The following is a 14,682-nucleotide window of genomic DNA, read 5'->3' on the forward strand; positions in this document are numbered from 1 at the left end:
GTTTACGTATATAATATAACTATATTAAATCATTGGGATAAGTTTTAAAAGGTACCATTGATGTTAATCATTAATAATCTCGTGACAGATAGAACTTTCAAGTTTACTATTGTAATTATTGTATAAAAAAGTGGGGAATAAGGGGAATGCATAAATGTTAGCCATGCGATTTAAAAGAATTTTAACTTCAACTCAGTTTAAAGCAATTGTCACCACACTAATCATTTTAGTGTTAGCTTTTATCTCGACTTATCCAGCTTTTACTGGGCATTTTTTTGCGTTAAGCAATGATGGGTCTATTCACCTCGCGCGTTTGGAATCACTTTATCAAGCCTTCAAAGCTGGACGTTTGCCAAGTCTCGTCAATTTCATTGGGTTTAAAAACAATGGCGTCGCTATGAACGCAATGTATCCTTGGCTCACCATGATGATATACGTAATCCCGAGATTACTTATTCAAAGTCCTATGCTAGCATTTGCCTTGGGCTTCTTCATAATGAATATCATTACAGTGACTAACTCATATCTATTAGCAAAGTATCTAAGCCATAATCGACTAATTACACTGTTAGGTATGATTACTTATCAATTTAACGCTTACCACTTTCAGTTAATGTATACACGTGTCGCAATTGGGGAAGCATTTGGATACGCGTTTTTACCATTGATAATATTAGGCTTGTTTAAAATATGGAACCGGGAGAAAAGTGGTATTTTCTGGCTATCTATTGGTATGAGCCTGGTTGCCAACTCACATGTATTATCGCTGGTAATTTTCACAATATTCGTCGGAATTCTCGAAATCATACGCTTATTTTCTCGGAAGATGGATCTGAATGAGATAAAATATTTGATGCTAAGTGTTGGTCTCACAATCTTAATGTCGCTCTATTCACTTTTTAACGTCATAGATTGGATGCTTCACAATAAGATGGTATCTCCGACTCCCGGTTTGATTGGTCTGGATCCTAACAATGAATTCTCACGGATCTTAAGCAATGACATCACAGAATCAGCAACTGGTGCACATATGGGAATCGCGATCACATTTATTCTGATTTATTTATTGGCACAACTTTTGAGTAAAGCCACCGGTTCATGGCGTTACTGGGCAATTGGGGCCGGTAGCATCTTCATATTGGCACAGAATTGGCTTCCCACATTTAAGTTAATTAATACGCCTGCCACACTCATACAATTTACCATGCGTTTTTTAACTATAGTCGCTGTGGGAACAACAATTTCCTTAATATTATATTTAAATCATAACAACTGGCACACAACATCAACGACCATTTTTATTAGCTTGTTTGTGATTATCATTGGTTTAACTGGTGTCATACAAATCCATCGTCAAAACCAAAAAAACTATTTATCGTCACTACCTCACGATTCTTCAAGCGCCGCAGTTCATCAGTTTCGGATACGACACCTCACTTCAAAAAACTATTATGAAAATATTGATCGGATGGACGTACCAGATTATCATTTAAAGAAATCAAACATTGAACCGGAAATCAAACATGCCTTAAAACAAGACCTGAGTTTCAATGACGCTAATCGTGTAAATAAAGAGACCGTAGCATTTGACCATAAAAGCATGGCCAAGTTTAAATTCATCTCTGCTAATGACCAGCAGGTTAGTTTTAAATTGCAGCAGGCCCATACAAAAGCTTTGAGATTACCTGTTATTGGCTATAAGAATGTTAACTATCAGATCAAAGTCAACAATCATCTCGTAAAATACACACATTCGCAAGGTCAGTTAAAAACCAAATTACCAGCAGGTCGCAGCAATATCACGATTTCAATTGCTAATAGTTCTCGTCACGCATGGGCACTATTCATCACTTTTCTTGCTTATATCGCAAGCTTGTTAATATTTGCGCTGCATCGGCCAGTTAGTTCTAAACACTAATCATCAGTGATAGGTTATCGGCATATCACCGACGGATTGATACGCGTTGTGCTAGTTAGTGAATGAAAATAGTTCTAATTTTACCGTCAAACATCAAAAGGCCTGATTCAAATTTGAATCAGGCCTTTTAGCACGGCTTCTCACGAGTATTCACCCGCCAAATAACCAATGCCATAACTGAATATTCAGTTATCAAGTACCCGACAACTGCCGAGTGCCCCTGCCAAGGAACTTTATTATACCGCGTTTGGCAAGATTGGGAACTAATTAGTTGACCTTACCAGTAAAAGAGACTAAACTACGGACAATTAATGAAAGGGGGTGATGCTTTTTGAGTACCAAACGTAATCTTAAAGCATCAGTCTCTGCCCTGTTCGGAGCACAAGACTGATACCTTTAAGGAGTCCCAGCCAAATTTTGTTGGCTGGGACTTTTGCTGTCTTAAAGATGTAGAAACAGTTGCAAGTTTTGTGCGGGTAGCTTACATTTAAAGTGAAGCTTATTCGAAAAGATGGAGTAGTGCATATGAAAGCAACAACGAAACAAGTCCTGACTGGTGCGGCTTGGTTGGCCGTCCTACTAGCCATGATTGGGGGCGTCATCTTGTGGCAACATCAAGTTCGTAAGGCCAAACCGGTCACAGCGGTAACAGTGACCTCAACTGAACGCATTCCAATGGTCTTACTACTAGATAGCCACTTGACGCATCAACAAAATCAACAACTAACGGCCAATATTCAACATAACAGTGCTTCACAAACGCTCGTCACGGCAAAAGCCAGCACCAATGGTACCGTGGTATTCAAAGGACAACTACTAAATAGCGACAATCGCCCTTACATTCAAGTGCAGTTGCCAACTGGCATCAGTACAACGAAAAAAGCGCAATTACTCAAACGGGTGCTCGGACTTGCTCAACAGCATTTCAAATTCCGGCGGTTCAACCTCGTCAGTTATGGCGATGGCGGACTAACCGCCACTACTTACGTCGAACAGACCACGATTGCACTGACACCGCAACATTTGGTTTTAATCGCGACCCCTTTCAACGGGACCGGCTCACAAAACCGTCGTCGCAAAACAACGCCAGTGGCTGCAAAAAATCAGACAGCTGCGCTCAAGACACTGATTGCCAAGCGTAAGACCATCAATCCCAAGTTACAGGTATTGATCATTGCTGAAAAAAGTGCCAAATCCAAGCAAACGCTCCCGCTTCAAAGCGCTTTGGCCGGCCAATCGATTTTCAAACCGACTGTCAAACGCTACCAGCAACATGTCGTACGCACTTGGCGCACCGAATCCGGCATACTGAATAGTCGGCGCATTGGCAACATTATTCAATCCTTCATCAATTAGGCCTGTCAGTCAGGCGTACCATACTAATACCGTATCTAACAAACCGGCTCCCTGATTCGAGGGAGCCGGTTTTATATACTTAATTATGATTCGGAATTAATGATGATTAAAACGTGCTAGTTCTTAAGTTCAAATGCAGCCAGCTGAGAACCGCTGGAAAATGGGGCGAGTTGGCGTAAATCTTCTGTGATAGACGCGTCCTAAGCCGTCTTCCAGGCATTCTGGGATTGTATTCGAAAGGCAGACATGTGCGAATTCAACTTTTGATGGACAGTCGTTGATTCTCAATAAACGGGTATTTTGAGATTCAACTGTGAGACTGGTCTCCAATGAGTTCTCGGCCAACTATTCTATGAACCATCAACTTAATGGATTTTTCTAGGTTAAGCTGATGCCCTAAAGTCTTGAATTGGAAGACTAACGCGACTTTTCCGTCTAACCGTAAGCATGGTATTCAGCTAGTTTTCATTGAGGTAATCCATAATCTTCAGGCAATCTTCTCAGTATTAAATTGCCGTAAATCAGCGTTGCTGCTGATTCAAAAAGTTTGCCTGAAGGTCCAGTTTCTTAATGTTCCATAACCAATTGCACCAAGTTAGGTGGTCGTTCCTCCGCCATTCGAGCGGCTTCCCGACTGAAGGGGCTGGCTGACAATGCTCAAGGGCGAAGTTCTTCTTGTCCGGGCGGGTTTCCCGGGCTAGAAGAAGACTCGTATTTGAAATTGCGCAGTGTTTTTCTGCGTGAGTTCAAATCGATGTCCGCCCTGTTCCAGCAATTGTCAGCCGGCCCCGTAAGTCGGACTAGGACGCGCCCTCGGCAGACCAACAGCAAATCTACCCGCACTTTTTAATCATAATTCATGACATGCAGTTGACTGCAAGCTACCGTTCTATTGCCACAGCATCTGGTCTGGATATTCCTTGGTCAGAAACTGCTTGATGGCCCGAATCATCATCGCCGTTGAAGGGGCCGTCGCCTGCGTCTTGTTGGCAACTAGTGCAATTTCACGGTTATACGGTTCAGCGAAGGAAAACGTGTTGACATCCCCAGTTAGTTTGCGTAGCGCTAATTGCGGCAGGATCCCCATTCCTAGGCCGGATTCCACCATTGAAATAATCGATTGGTCATCAATGGAGAATCGCAAGAAATTATTGGTAACGTGGTAGTGGTCCAGCGCCAGCTTCGTATCCCGGTCATAGTCACTTTGTTGCAGAATAAAGTTTTTGTCGGCCACATCGTCAGTCGTGATGTACTCCCCGTTTTCAGGAATGAAGTCTGCCGGCGTGACACAGTAGATTGGATCATTGATCAACGAATGAACGAGTAAATTCTCATTGACTGGCATCGACGTAAAGCCAATATCGATCGTCCCGATTTTGGCCCAGTTGGTTATTTCATTAAAATTACCTTGCATCACTGAAATCTCAATATCGGGATATTCACGATTAAATTCGCGGATAATTCGGGGTAACCAATTGATGCAAACACTACTAAAACCGCCGATTCGCACGGATCCGGAGTGCAGGCCTTGGATGTTATCAGCGACCTGTCGGAGGTTACTTTCGGTGTTCAAGATCTCCTGGACATACGGCAAAACCTGCCGACCATCACTAGTAAGTTCAACGCCTGAACGGTTCCGGATGAACAGCGGAAAACCGAGTTCCTTCTCTAATTGATTAATGGAATGACTGACCGCACTCGGCGTCACGTTAAGCGTCGCAGCGGCTTGGTAAAACGTATGTTGCGCAACTACAGTCGAAAAAACCTCATAAGCAAAGTTAGCCATCGTGTTTTTACCCTCCTTAGATGAATAGAATTCACTTAATATTGAAAAAGTTGAGTTTTACTAATCCCAAGGTTTATTTTATCATATTGATAATCAAAGAAAACAGTTTAAGGACAAAAAATTGAGTGGGGGAAATTATCATGAAAAACTTATTTGCGAACCGTGTGTTAAACAACGACACTTCAGACCTCGATGAAATCTTCAAGAATAGTGCCAACCCGGAAAACATTTCCTTCGCTGGCGGTTTTCCGGACCAGCACCTCTTTCCGGATGACGATTTGAAACAAGCTTATCGTGACGCCATCGAACAAGACGGCCAGGGCATCTTCCAATATTCATCCACGCAAGGGCTACCGGCACTACGGCAAAAAATCGCTGACCGCATGGCAACTCATGCGGATGTGCAAGTCAGTGCTGACAACGTCCTAATGACTCAAGGTGGGCAACAAGCCATCGACCTAGTTGCAAAACTACTATTAAACCACGGCGATGCAATGGTCGTTGAAGGTCCAACCTACATGGGAGCCCTCGCCGCCTTTGACACTTACGAACCAACTTATTATGAAATTCCAGTGGATGATAATGGCATGAACATTCGGCAACTTCGCAAGACCTTGAAGGCTCATCCTGAAATCAAATTGATTTATACGATTCCTGACTTCCACAACCCGACCGGGACGACGATGAGTGCCAAACGTCGCCAAGCAATGGTTGCTCTTGCTAATCAATATGATGTCATTATTTTGGAAGACAGCCCATACCGGGACCTTCGTTATAGCGGGCAAAACATTCCTGCCATCAAGCATTACGATACTGAAGGTCGGGTCATCTTTATCTCCAGTTTTTCCAAGATTCTCTCACCCGCTTTGCGGACGGGCTGGATCGTGGCGAGTGACACCATCATGCAAGAATTGGTCGGACTAAAATCCGCTATCGATGTCCAATCACCAAATGTGACTTTAGCAGCTATCAACAGCTACCTAGACAGCCACGACATCGATGAACACGTCGCAGCGATTAGTGCTGCATATCGGACAAAACGCGACGCGATGCTGACGGCACTCGATAACTACTTCCCAAAGAACGTGCAATACACGCGGCCAAACGGTGGTTTCTTCATCTGGGTCACCTTACCAGCTGGTGTGGACGCCAAAGCCCTATTAAATGACGTGGTTCTTCCACAGGCGCACGTCGCTTACGTTCCAGCAGCTTGCCAATTTGCTAGCCGCGCAGTCACGAACGGATTCCGCTTGAACTTTACCAATTCCGACGTGGCAACCATCACGCAAGGCATCCAGCGACTTGGACAAATTCTCCAACCGGTTCAAGTCACGGTACCAACGACTGCCTTGGCAACACCATTCTAATTAGCCCACTCAAAATGCGACGACGGTCAACCACGACTGCCGCCGCATTTTTCATGGTCAGAAAGTACCGATGACTTGCCAAAATTAGCGTCTTTTCTTTGTCTGGGCTCGCAGCGGCGCAACTAGCCTCAACATCCGCTCACCAACTCATATTATTAGTACGTTCCAAACCGATGTTAATTATCAAATCATTGTTGGTCTAGCACTAGTTCGTCATTCAGTCCCAATCGTATCGCGCCGGTTCATCATGTGGGCTGACGCCTCTTCCACCGTCAAGCCAACTAGTGACTGAAGCGCCGTGACGATTGCCAGTTAGCGGGTAAACTTTTACACATCCTCGCTGTCAATGGCCAAATAGCCGTTGTAGCAACTACGAACCACCTTTTGGCCGCCAAAAAAAGGTTTGACAGTCCTGCGCCGATTCGCTACACTAACGCTATACTAGCCGATTATGAAATAAGCATTGGAGATCCAATGCTTATTTTTTGTTAACAGATTCATTTTCGGATAAACTAGGAGTGTCGTGAAAAATTTCTAGGAGTGTGAATCATGAGAACATGGGTTAAAAAATTAGGTGTTGCGATTTTGGGGCTCGGGTTAGCCGTCACGTTGACCGCCTGCGGAAGCAACTCTAGTAGCAGTAAGTCCAGCGACTTAGGGCTACAAAAATCGGGGACGTTGACGATCGGTTTGGAAGGCACCTTCCAACCTTACAGTTACCGTAAAGATGGTAAGTTAACTGGTTTTGAAGTTGAACTTGGTAAAGCCGTCGCCAAGAAGATGGGCTTAAAGGCCAAGTTCGTCCCAACGAAGTTCGATTCGTTAGTTGCCGGACTGGACACCAACAAGTTTGACGTCGTGATGAATAACATGTCTGAAACGGCTGCACGTAAGAAGAAGTACCTCTTCTCAACGCCGTACATTTATTCTAAGTCCCAACTGGCAGTCAAGAAGAACTCAAGCATCAGCAAGATTACCCAGATCAAGGGTAAGAAAGTGGCACAAACGACCACTAGTAACAACGCTACGGATGCGAAACGTTTAGGCGCGACCGTTACCCCAACCGACAGTTTCCAACAATCGATTGAGTTAGTTGAACAAGGCCGGGCTGCTGGGACCATTAACTCCCGGGAATCCTTCTATGCTTACTTGAAGCAGAACCCGAAAGCCAACATTAAGTTGATCAATTCTGGTGACCAGATTGCCGTTCAAAAAATCGGTGCGATCGTCACTAAGGAACATCCAAAGCTCCAGAAGCAAATTTCAAAAGCCATCCAAGAACTTCGTAAGGATGGAACCTTGAAGAAATTGTCTAACAAGTACTTTGGTGGTAACGTTACTGACAAGTAATGACCACGCCCGCGATTCACGCGGGATACATAGCACCATAATCTAACTATCACAGGAGGCACCCTATGGATTCAATCTGGCACATTATCGTTACATCGACCCCTCAAATCGTTGCGGCAGGGATCAAATACACCATTCCGATTGCCATTATTTCATTTATTCTCGGTTTGATTCTGGCCGTTTTTACCGCACTCGTCAAAATCTCGGCTCGGCGCGGCTGGTTCTTGATTCTCAAAGCTATCGCTAACTTTTACGTCTGGCTCTTCCGGAGCACACCACTGCTAGTCCAACTCTTTATCGTCTACTTTGGTTTACCCTACCTCAAAATCAAGGGTGTTTTTCCAAACGGGATTCAGTTGGACCCCTGGACTGCCGGTATCGCGACCTTCTCGTTGAACACCGGGGCTTACTGTGCTGAAACGATTCGGGCCGCGATTCTCTCGATTCCTGAAGGTCAGTGGGAAGCCGCCTATTCCATCGGGATGACTAAGTCGCAAGTCCTTAAACGCATCATTTTGCCACAGGCCGCTCGCGTCTCACTACCCCCATTGGCCAACAGTTTCATCAGTCTGGTGAAGGATACGTCACTGGCCGCTTCAATCACGATCATCGAAATGTTCGAAGTTAGTCAACAGATTGCAGCGCAGAACTACCAACCACTCGTGATGTATTCGCTGGTTGCCGCGCTGTATGCGATTTTATGTACGATTCTCAGCTGGCTACAAGGCTACTTGGAAAAACGGACGTCCCGCTACTTACGGCCACTTAACTAGGAGGTTGCACAATGATCAAGTTAGAGCATCTTAATAAGACGTTTGGCAATCACCAGGCGTTAACTGACATCAATACTGAGTTCAAGGAACATCAAACGACCGTTATCGTCGGGCCTTCCGGGTCTGGTAAGTCGACTTTACTCCGGTCCCTCAACTTACTGGAGCGCCCTGAAAACGGCTTATATCACTTCAATGACGAAACGATTGACTTCACTAAGCCGCTGACGAGCAAAACGATTCTGACGATTCGGCGCAAGACTGGGATGGTCTTTCAGGGCTACAACCTCTTCCCCCACCTCAGCGTGTTGAAAAACGTCATGGAAGGCCCCGTACAGGTATTGAAACAAGATGCCGCGGTTGCCCAAAAAACGGCCTTAGACCTACTGGACAAAGTCGGCTTACAGGATAAGGCAGACGCTTACCCCGGCCAACTATCTGGTGGGCAACAACAACGGGTCGCGATCGCGCGCTCACTCGCGATGAATCCTGAATATATTTTACTGGACGAACCCACGAGTGCCTTGGATCCTGAATTAGAAGCTGGCGTCCTCCGCGTGCTATTAGCGCTGGCTCAAGAACAAGATTCAATGATCATCGTGACGCATAACATGGAATTTGCACGGGCGGTGGCCGACAAGATTCTGTTTGTCGAAGACGGTAAGATCTTATTCGACGGCACACCCGCAGAATTCTTCAAACAACCGACCCAACGAATTGCCGACTTCTTAGCCGCAATGACCTTTACGACGATTTCGGACAAGGCCAACCAATAAACTAAATTAGATTTTGTTCGGCGTCCATCCCAACGCATCTCGCCTGGGCTGGGCGTCTTTTTTTGTCTAAAATGATAATATCGTTAATCAAAGATGGCAAAATGATTTGACAATTATCATTTACTCTTGTAAACTAGCTTCAATATCAAAACGTTGTGATGAGATGAGTAGCGGAATAATCACGCTTAGCGAGCCGTTGGTTGGTGAAAAACGGTCGGATTATGCTGCGAAGATGGTCTCTAAATGGTGCTGGTGAGCAGTTGCAAGCCAGTGACGTGTCGTACCCGTTAGCGTACTGAGTTAATTAACTCATAGAGCCAGGCGTCGTGCACGCGCTTGGAAACTAAGGTGGTACCACGATCAGCAGTCGTCCTTTTTGACAGGATGACTGCTGATTTTTTTAGTCACAACAACACATTACGGGGGTAATCTCATGAAAAAATGGCTTAAAACCATTGCGTTAGCACTTTTTGGACTTGCATTGACCGTGACCTTAACGGCTTGCGGCAGCTCTAGTTCTTCCAAATCTTCTTCAGCCAGCAGTCAGTTGGATTTGCAGAAGAGCGGCACCTTAACAATTGGTTTGGAAGGCACCTTCCAACCTTACAGTTACCGCAAAGACGGCAAGTTGACCGGCTTTGAAGTCGACCTCGGCAAAGCGGTTGCCAAGAAATTAGGCTTAAAAGCCAAGTTCGTCCCAACCAAGTTTGATTCACTGATTGCCGGACTCGATGTCGATAAGTATGACGTGGTCATCAACGACATTGCCGAAACGGCACAACGTAAACAAAAGTACCTCTTCTCAACGCCTTATATCTATTCGAAATCACAATTGGCCGTTAAGAAGAATTCGTCCATCAATAAGATCACAGACATTAAGGGTAAGAAAGTCGCCCAAACGACGACCAGTAACAACGCGACCGACGCGAAACGTTTAGGCGCGACCGTGACGCCAACTGACGGCTTCCAACAATCGATCGACCTGGTCAATCAAGGCCGTGTCGCTGGGACCATCAATTCACGGGAAGCCTTCTACGCTTACTTCAAGCAGAACCCAAAAGCCAACTTGAAATTGATCAGTGGCGGTTCTGAAATCAAGACACAAAAGATTGGCGCCATCCTCACTAAGAAGCACGCCAAACTCCAAAAACAAATCTCCAAAGCCATTCAAGAACTCCGGAAAGACGGGACTTTGAAGAAACTTTCTAACAAGTACTTTGGTGGCAACGTGACGGATAAATAAGTTGTCTGGTTAGCTAAAATCGGTATCCAATTGAAAAGTCCCACTAGAAAAATTCTAGTGGGACTTTTTTGGTCTCATCACCTATTTTAAGCGTGCGAGTTCAACTAGGCATTACGATACGCGTGGCACTAGTTCGTCAAAAATCCTTATCTTTCACAGTCTTGTTGCGCCTTTCTGAAGGTGATTTCTTGTGAAGGTGTCTGAACTCGTTTATTATTCTCTATCCGTGAGGCATTTTCATAGCTAATGCCTAAACGTTCAGCGAAGACACGCTTGCTCAAGCGCAAATTTTCTCGTAACTTTTTTATGTCATTTGGTTGCATGAATCCCTTTCGACTTCTATAAGCATTAAAGGCTCTTCTAAAGTTCTCATTGGGGTCGTCAAAATCTAACCAAAGTTCTCCTCGATCATCTTTCCAGTAATGATTACGGACTATCAAGTCGGGTATGTCTTTGACTTGCATGAGTTCGTACTTCCACACCTCTGAATATTCTTCCGTAGTGTCTAATTCTTCATTGTAAAAAAACTTTTTTGTCATCATGAGCACCTCCAAGGATGCAAGCCGAAATAAGCTATTCTTAAGCGGATATTCTACCGAGTATTCGGCAGGATGAGTTGAAGTCCAGAATATGATATCACCGTTTTTGATTTGGAATTTTAGATAACACTCCCTATTTTCTATGTCTATCCCAAAAAGCCAAATATCCCCAGGAATTTTAGGATGATGATTGTCTGCCATTGGACCCATGACATAATCGTGCTATGTGATTTTTCGCTATATATATTATACGCGTTGTGCTAGTTATTCATTAGCATTAAGGATGATTAGATAATGCTATTTTCTAAGTTCAAGTGCTGCCAGCTGAGCCCCACTGGAAACAGTACAAGTTACTGTAAGCTTTCTGTAGTGGATGCGTCCTACACCGGCCTCCAGGTATTCTGGGCAATGACTGGAACGTGATGGACACAAAGTTAAGCCGCGAAGCCCACATTTTAAGGTCTCAGGCCACCTTGTTTGATAATTACCGGGCAACCTATCTAACCGCGTCACACCAGCATTTCTGTGCAATTATGCCACACTGAGTTGCGCTACTTCTCCCTTCATTTGCGACTATGTTACGTTTAACCGCTTGAAGGTAACGCGGTAAAAAGCCACGCTGGATGTAGCGAAGCGATTGAAGCATTCAATCGTAGATCAACTTAGAATTTGGAGATGATGGATAATGTTAGAACTTCAAGACGTTAGTACCTTTATCCGACGAAAACCGATAGTAATGCACGCGACGTTTGATATTTCACCAGGTCAGATTGTCGGGCTGATTGGACCAAATGGTGCGGGTAAAACTACCATTATGAAAACCATTCTGGGATTAACAAAATTTACTGGGACGATTCGCATTAATCAAATGCTGGTCACCGAAAATAATCATAGCGCGTTAACCCACGTCGGTGCCTTGATCGAGCATCCGGCCATTTACCCGTTCCTCACAGGCCGGCAAAACCTAACGTTATACTCGCATGACCAGACTGACCTGATGCAGTTAGTAACACAATTAGAATTAACGCCCTACATTGACAGACCAGCCAAAGATTACTCCTTGGGTATGAAGCAAAAATTAGGGATCGCCATTGCCCTGCTGAATCAGCCGCAACTCGTCATTCTAGATGAACCGATGAATGGTCTCGATATTGAAGCGACGATTTTAGTAAGAAATCTGATCAAGCAACGTGCAGCTCAGGGTACGACTTTTCTGATTAGTAGCCATATTTTAAGTGAGTTGCAGAAAATCATGACCCGCATCATTCTCGTCAACAACGGCCAAATTATCATTAATCAGCCAATCACCACCTTTAACCAGCTCCATCAAACGCAGTATCGATTACTGACAAACGATCAATCACGAACGATAACCGCACTTCAAAATGCGCAGGTGGCATTTACAGTCGATGCCCCCTTATTTGATTATCAAACAAGCTGACCGAATTAATAGTCAAAAAGTCTTACGTCAAGACGACCTCTACCTAACCGAGCTGACACCAGTCGAAACGAGTTTTGAAAAATTGATCGTTACTATCTTGGAAAAACAACGAGGCCCTCATCATGAAAACTAATCTCAGGATTGAATTATATAAATTTATCCATCAAAAGAACGGTTTGTGGGGCCTCCTAGTCCTACCCTTTTTGATGATTTACAGTGGCCAAACGACACGACTATCATCCCAACTTATCACGTTTGAATTTGGGGCACCCCAGTGGATAACACTCATTTTGATTGCGGTCGGTTCCGCATTTCTATCAATGGAATATCGCTACCGCACCATTGTGCCATTAGTCTACAAGAGTACTAGTAAACGTGCGATTTACGGTGCTAAACTAATCGTTATTTTAGGCTACGGCTTGTTACTGACAGTTGTTTCCGCTTTAATCACGATGCTCCTAAAGCCAATTTTCACCGGCGACCGCTACCCTTGGACGCCGCAATTAGTGCAAATCGTCCTGATCAATAATGCCAGCACCCTGCTTTACTCATTTTTCTTAATCACGTTGGCCTTCATGTTACTAATGGTGATTCAGGTCAACGCCGCCGTCATTGGTATCGGCCTAATCATCGTCTTTTGGGGTGCCAGTCTCTCGGTCGCAATCATCAAGACCTTTTCGTCATTAGCAGGCATTCTAAAATGGAACCCCTTCAACATGGTCTTTGTGACCCAGCAATTATCATCACCAGCTTATGCAGACCTGTCACTGTTAACAAATAGCCAACTCGTTCTCGGAACGCTCGTCTATAGCATCATCTTTCTAATAATTGGCTATCATCAATTTAAAGTTCGTGCGATTTAATTAATTTTGAAAGGAGCCTCGTTATGTTGCGCCGCAATCTCTACCAAGAGTTCTACAAACTAGGCCATCGAAAAATCACGTGGTGGGCACCAATTATCTTATTGCTTTTAATGGTGATCACCGGATACGGAATCGGTTACAATGAAGGTAAGCTATTAACTGTGACAAACTACAACTCGCCGGACTGGATCATCTTATTACTAGTCGTGGTGGGCGCGACGACCTTTTCGATGGAGTTTCAAAACAACGCGATTCTAACCTTATTAACCAAATCACCCAATAAAGCGATTGTTTACCTCTCCAAATATCTGGTGCTGTTCTGCTACGATTGTTTTCTCCACGCCATCGCCATCTTATTTACGATTGGCCTCAGATATGCGCCCTTAAACTCGCACGTGTCCTGGTCCACCATTTATCTTTACCATGAGCCACTCTGGGAAAATATGTTGAAAACCGTTGGCGTGGATTTACTAACGACAATGTTCATCATTAGTTTAGTTTTCTTATTTTCGTGCCTGATCAACAGTAATGCCACCGTAACGATTATCAGCCTGCTGATTGTCTTTATGGGCCAATTTGTCTCTAGTTCACTTTTAAATTACCGGGATTGGCTGCCGCTTATCAAATGGAATCCATTCAACATGATTAACCTAACTCGGGAATACTATAACTACGTGACCTACTATGCGACGAGCCAGTTATCCAACGCACAATTACTAACGGGAACCTTGTGCTACACCTTACTGTTCGTTACTTTAGGCTACTTGATTTTCAGAAAAAAACATTTCTAACACTACTTATTTGGAGGACGCTACCATGAATCAATTCCCCACCCAACTAAAAAAACTTCGCAAATCAACTAACACGACCCAGGACGACTTAGCGGCGAAACTATTTGTCTCGCGCCAGGCGATTTCAAAGTGGGAAGCAGGTGATTCAACCCCCGACCTCACCAACCTGATTAAACTCACCGATATTTTTAACGTCGGTTTAGACACGCTGGTCTTTGGCGCAAAACCGGAAGAAAAAGTCGATTCGACCGAATTCGTCTTTGACCCCAAGCACAACCGCTACGTCCGTAAATTAGGCAAAATGAACATTTGGGACTTCTTAGCTGGTTACTGGTGGGCGATTCTACTGATTGTCTTCGTGATTGGTTTCTTTTCAGCATTCTGACAGAAACCAGTTCGTTTTGCCTATTCTATTAACGTGTTATTAGTTAAAATGGCGGCCGATCTTCTTGACCGTCTTTTTGTGTGACCGCAAATTGTTG

General features: G+C 44.3%; 14 protein-coding genes and 1 other annotated feature. Of the genes, 12 read left to right on the plus strand and 2 right to left on the minus strand.

Translation table 11 applies throughout. The annotated features are described in order from the left end of the window. The first annotated feature begins 154 nt into the window (after positions 1-154). Both KGF70_RS05250 and KGF70_RS05255 read left to right on the plus strand, forming a co-directional pair. Positions 155-1,918: a hypothetical protein gene (locus tag KGF70_RS05250; RefSeq protein ID WP_216768425.1), complete on the plus strand. Its 1,764-nt coding sequence runs from the start codon at positions 155-157 to the stop codon at positions 1,916-1,918. A gap of 525 nt (positions 1,919-2,443) precedes the next feature. Further along, on the plus strand, positions 2,444-3,274 hold the full coding sequence (locus tag KGF70_RS05255) for an alpha/beta hydrolase (RefSeq protein WP_088770613.1): 831 nt from the start codon (positions 2,444-2,446) through the stop codon (positions 3,272-3,274). Between the two features lie 889 nt (positions 3,275-4,163). Here the strand turns inward: KGF70_RS05255 and KGF70_RS05260 are convergent. After that, positions 4,164-5,060 carry a LysR family transcriptional regulator gene (locus tag KGF70_RS05260; protein ID WP_050339860.1) on the minus strand — a complete coding sequence of 299 codons (897 nt, stop codon included), beginning with the start codon at positions 5,058-5,060 and terminating at the stop codon, positions 4,164-4,166. Between the two features lie 140 nt (positions 5,061-5,200). On the opposite strand from KGF70_RS05260, the gene KGF70_RS05265 reads away from it, so the two are divergent. The 5 genes from KGF70_RS05265 (at position 5,201) to KGF70_RS05285 (ending at position 10,566) form a co-directional block, all read left to right on the plus strand. Beyond that, positions 5,201-6,427, plus strand: coding sequence for a PLP-dependent aminotransferase family protein (locus tag KGF70_RS05265; protein WP_216779834.1), 1,227 nt, complete (start codon positions 5,201-5,203; stop codon positions 6,425-6,427). Between the two features lie 549 nt (positions 6,428-6,976). Further along, a complete protein-coding gene (locus KGF70_RS05270; RefSeq protein ID WP_050339862.1) occupies positions 6,977-7,777 on the plus strand; it encodes a transporter substrate-binding domain-containing protein in 801 nt (266 codons plus the stop codon). A 65-nt stretch (positions 7,778-7,842) separates the two neighbouring features. Next, positions 7,843-8,550: an amino acid ABC transporter permease gene (locus KGF70_RS05275; protein WP_216768427.1), complete on the plus strand. Its 708-nt coding sequence runs from the start codon at positions 7,843-7,845 to the stop codon at positions 8,548-8,550. Positions 8,551-8,561: 11 nt separating this feature from the next. Continuing rightward, positions 8,562-9,323 carry an amino acid ABC transporter ATP-binding protein gene (locus KGF70_RS05280; RefSeq protein WP_088770611.1) on the plus strand — a complete coding sequence of 254 codons (762 nt, stop codon included), beginning with the start codon at positions 8,562-8,564 and terminating at the stop codon, positions 9,321-9,323. Between the two features lie 146 nt (positions 9,324-9,469). Continuing rightward, positions 9,470-9,701: a binding site (T-box leader), on the plus strand. A gap of 55 nt (positions 9,702-9,756) precedes the next feature. After that, positions 9,757-10,566: a transporter substrate-binding domain-containing protein gene (locus tag KGF70_RS05285; protein ID WP_105921035.1), complete on the plus strand. Its 810-nt coding sequence runs from the start codon at positions 9,757-9,759 to the stop codon at positions 10,564-10,566. Positions 10,567-10,712: 146 nt separating this feature from the next. Here KGF70_RS05285 and KGF70_RS05290 read toward each other — a convergent pair whose 3' ends face one another. Beyond that, positions 10,713-11,315 (minus strand): DNA-binding transcriptional regulator, encoded by a 603-nt coding sequence (locus tag KGF70_RS05290; protein ID WP_247738419.1) that lies wholly within the window; start codon positions 11,313-11,315, stop codon positions 10,713-10,715. Positions 11,316-11,790: 475 nt separating this feature from the next. Here KGF70_RS05290 and KGF70_RS05300 point away from each other — a divergent pair, with 475 nt between their 5' ends. From KGF70_RS05300 to KGF70_RS05320, 5 genes are read left to right on the plus strand one after another with little or no spacing between them, the layout of a single operon-like run. Further along, entirely contained in the window at positions 11,791-12,546 is a 756-nt protein-coding gene (locus KGF70_RS05300) for an ABC transporter ATP-binding protein (protein ID WP_216768428.1), read from the plus strand. Continuing rightward, entirely contained in the window at positions 12,515-12,679 is a 165-nt protein-coding gene (locus KGF70_RS05305) for a hypothetical protein (protein WP_216768429.1), read from the plus strand. The genes KGF70_RS05300 and KGF70_RS05305 overlap by 32 nt, the downstream gene beginning before the upstream one ends. Then, positions 12,669-13,409 carry an ABC transporter permease gene (locus KGF70_RS05310; RefSeq protein ID WP_216768430.1) on the plus strand — a complete coding sequence of 247 codons (741 nt, stop codon included), beginning with the start codon at positions 12,669-12,671 and terminating at the stop codon, positions 13,407-13,409. The genes KGF70_RS05305 and KGF70_RS05310 overlap by 11 nt, the downstream gene beginning before the upstream one ends. Before the next feature lie 26 nt (positions 13,410-13,435). Next, positions 13,436-14,200 carry an ABC transporter permease gene (locus KGF70_RS05315; protein WP_216768439.1) on the plus strand — a complete coding sequence of 255 codons (765 nt, stop codon included), beginning with the start codon at positions 13,436-13,438 and terminating at the stop codon, positions 14,198-14,200. Positions 14,201-14,225: 25 nt separating this feature from the next. Then, a complete protein-coding gene (locus tag KGF70_RS05320) occupies positions 14,226-14,585 on the plus strand; it encodes a helix-turn-helix domain-containing protein (RefSeq protein WP_105921032.1) in 360 nt (119 codons plus the stop codon). Positions 14,586-14,682 lie beyond the last annotated feature (97 nt).

It is taken from the genome of Lactiplantibacillus sp. 7.2.4 (genome assembly GCF_018991185.1).
Lineage (GTDB): Bacteria > Bacillota > Bacilli > Lactobacillales > Lactobacillaceae > Lactiplantibacillus > Lactiplantibacillus pentosus.

Coding starts and splice junctions, on each gene's coding strand:
- KGF70_RS05275 (WP_216768427.1), top strand. CDS start 7,843: ATGGATTCAATCTGGCACATTATCGTTACATCGACCCCTCAAATCGTT.
- KGF70_RS05265 (WP_216779834.1), top strand. CDS start 5,201: ATGAAAAACTTATTTGCGAACCGTGTGTTAAACAACGACACTTCAGAC.
- KGF70_RS05285 (WP_105921035.1), top strand. CDS start 9,757: ATGAAAAAATGGCTTAAAACCATTGCGTTAGCACTTTTTGGACTTGCA.
- KGF70_RS05260 (WP_050339860.1), bottom strand. CDS start 5,060: ATGGCTAACTTTGCTTATGAGGTTTTTTCGACTGTAGTTGCGCAACAT.
- KGF70_RS05320 (WP_105921032.1), top strand. CDS start 14,226: ATGAATCAATTCCCCACCCAACTAAAAAAACTTCGCAAATCAACTAAC.
- KGF70_RS05270 (WP_050339862.1), top strand. CDS start 6,977: ATGAGAACATGGGTTAAAAAATTAGGTGTTGCGATTTTGGGGCTCGGG.
- KGF70_RS05290 (WP_247738419.1), bottom strand. CDS start 11,315: ATGGGTCCAATGGCAGACAATCATCATCCTAAAATTCCTGGGGATATT.
- KGF70_RS05310 (WP_216768430.1), top strand. CDS start 12,669: ATGAAAACTAATCTCAGGATTGAATTATATAAATTTATCCATCAAAAG.
- KGF70_RS05250 (WP_216768425.1), top strand. CDS start 155: ATGTTAGCCATGCGATTTAAAAGAATTTTAACTTCAACTCAGTTTAAA.
- KGF70_RS05280 (WP_088770611.1), top strand. CDS start 8,562: ATGATCAAGTTAGAGCATCTTAATAAGACGTTTGGCAATCACCAGGCG.
- KGF70_RS05300 (WP_216768428.1), top strand. CDS start 11,791: ATGTTAGAACTTCAAGACGTTAGTACCTTTATCCGACGAAAACCGATA.
- KGF70_RS05255 (WP_088770613.1), top strand. CDS start 2,444: ATGAAAGCAACAACGAAACAAGTCCTGACTGGTGCGGCTTGGTTGGCC.
- KGF70_RS05305 (WP_216768429.1), top strand. CDS start 12,515: ATGCCCCCTTATTTGATTATCAAACAAGCTGACCGAATTAATAGTCAA.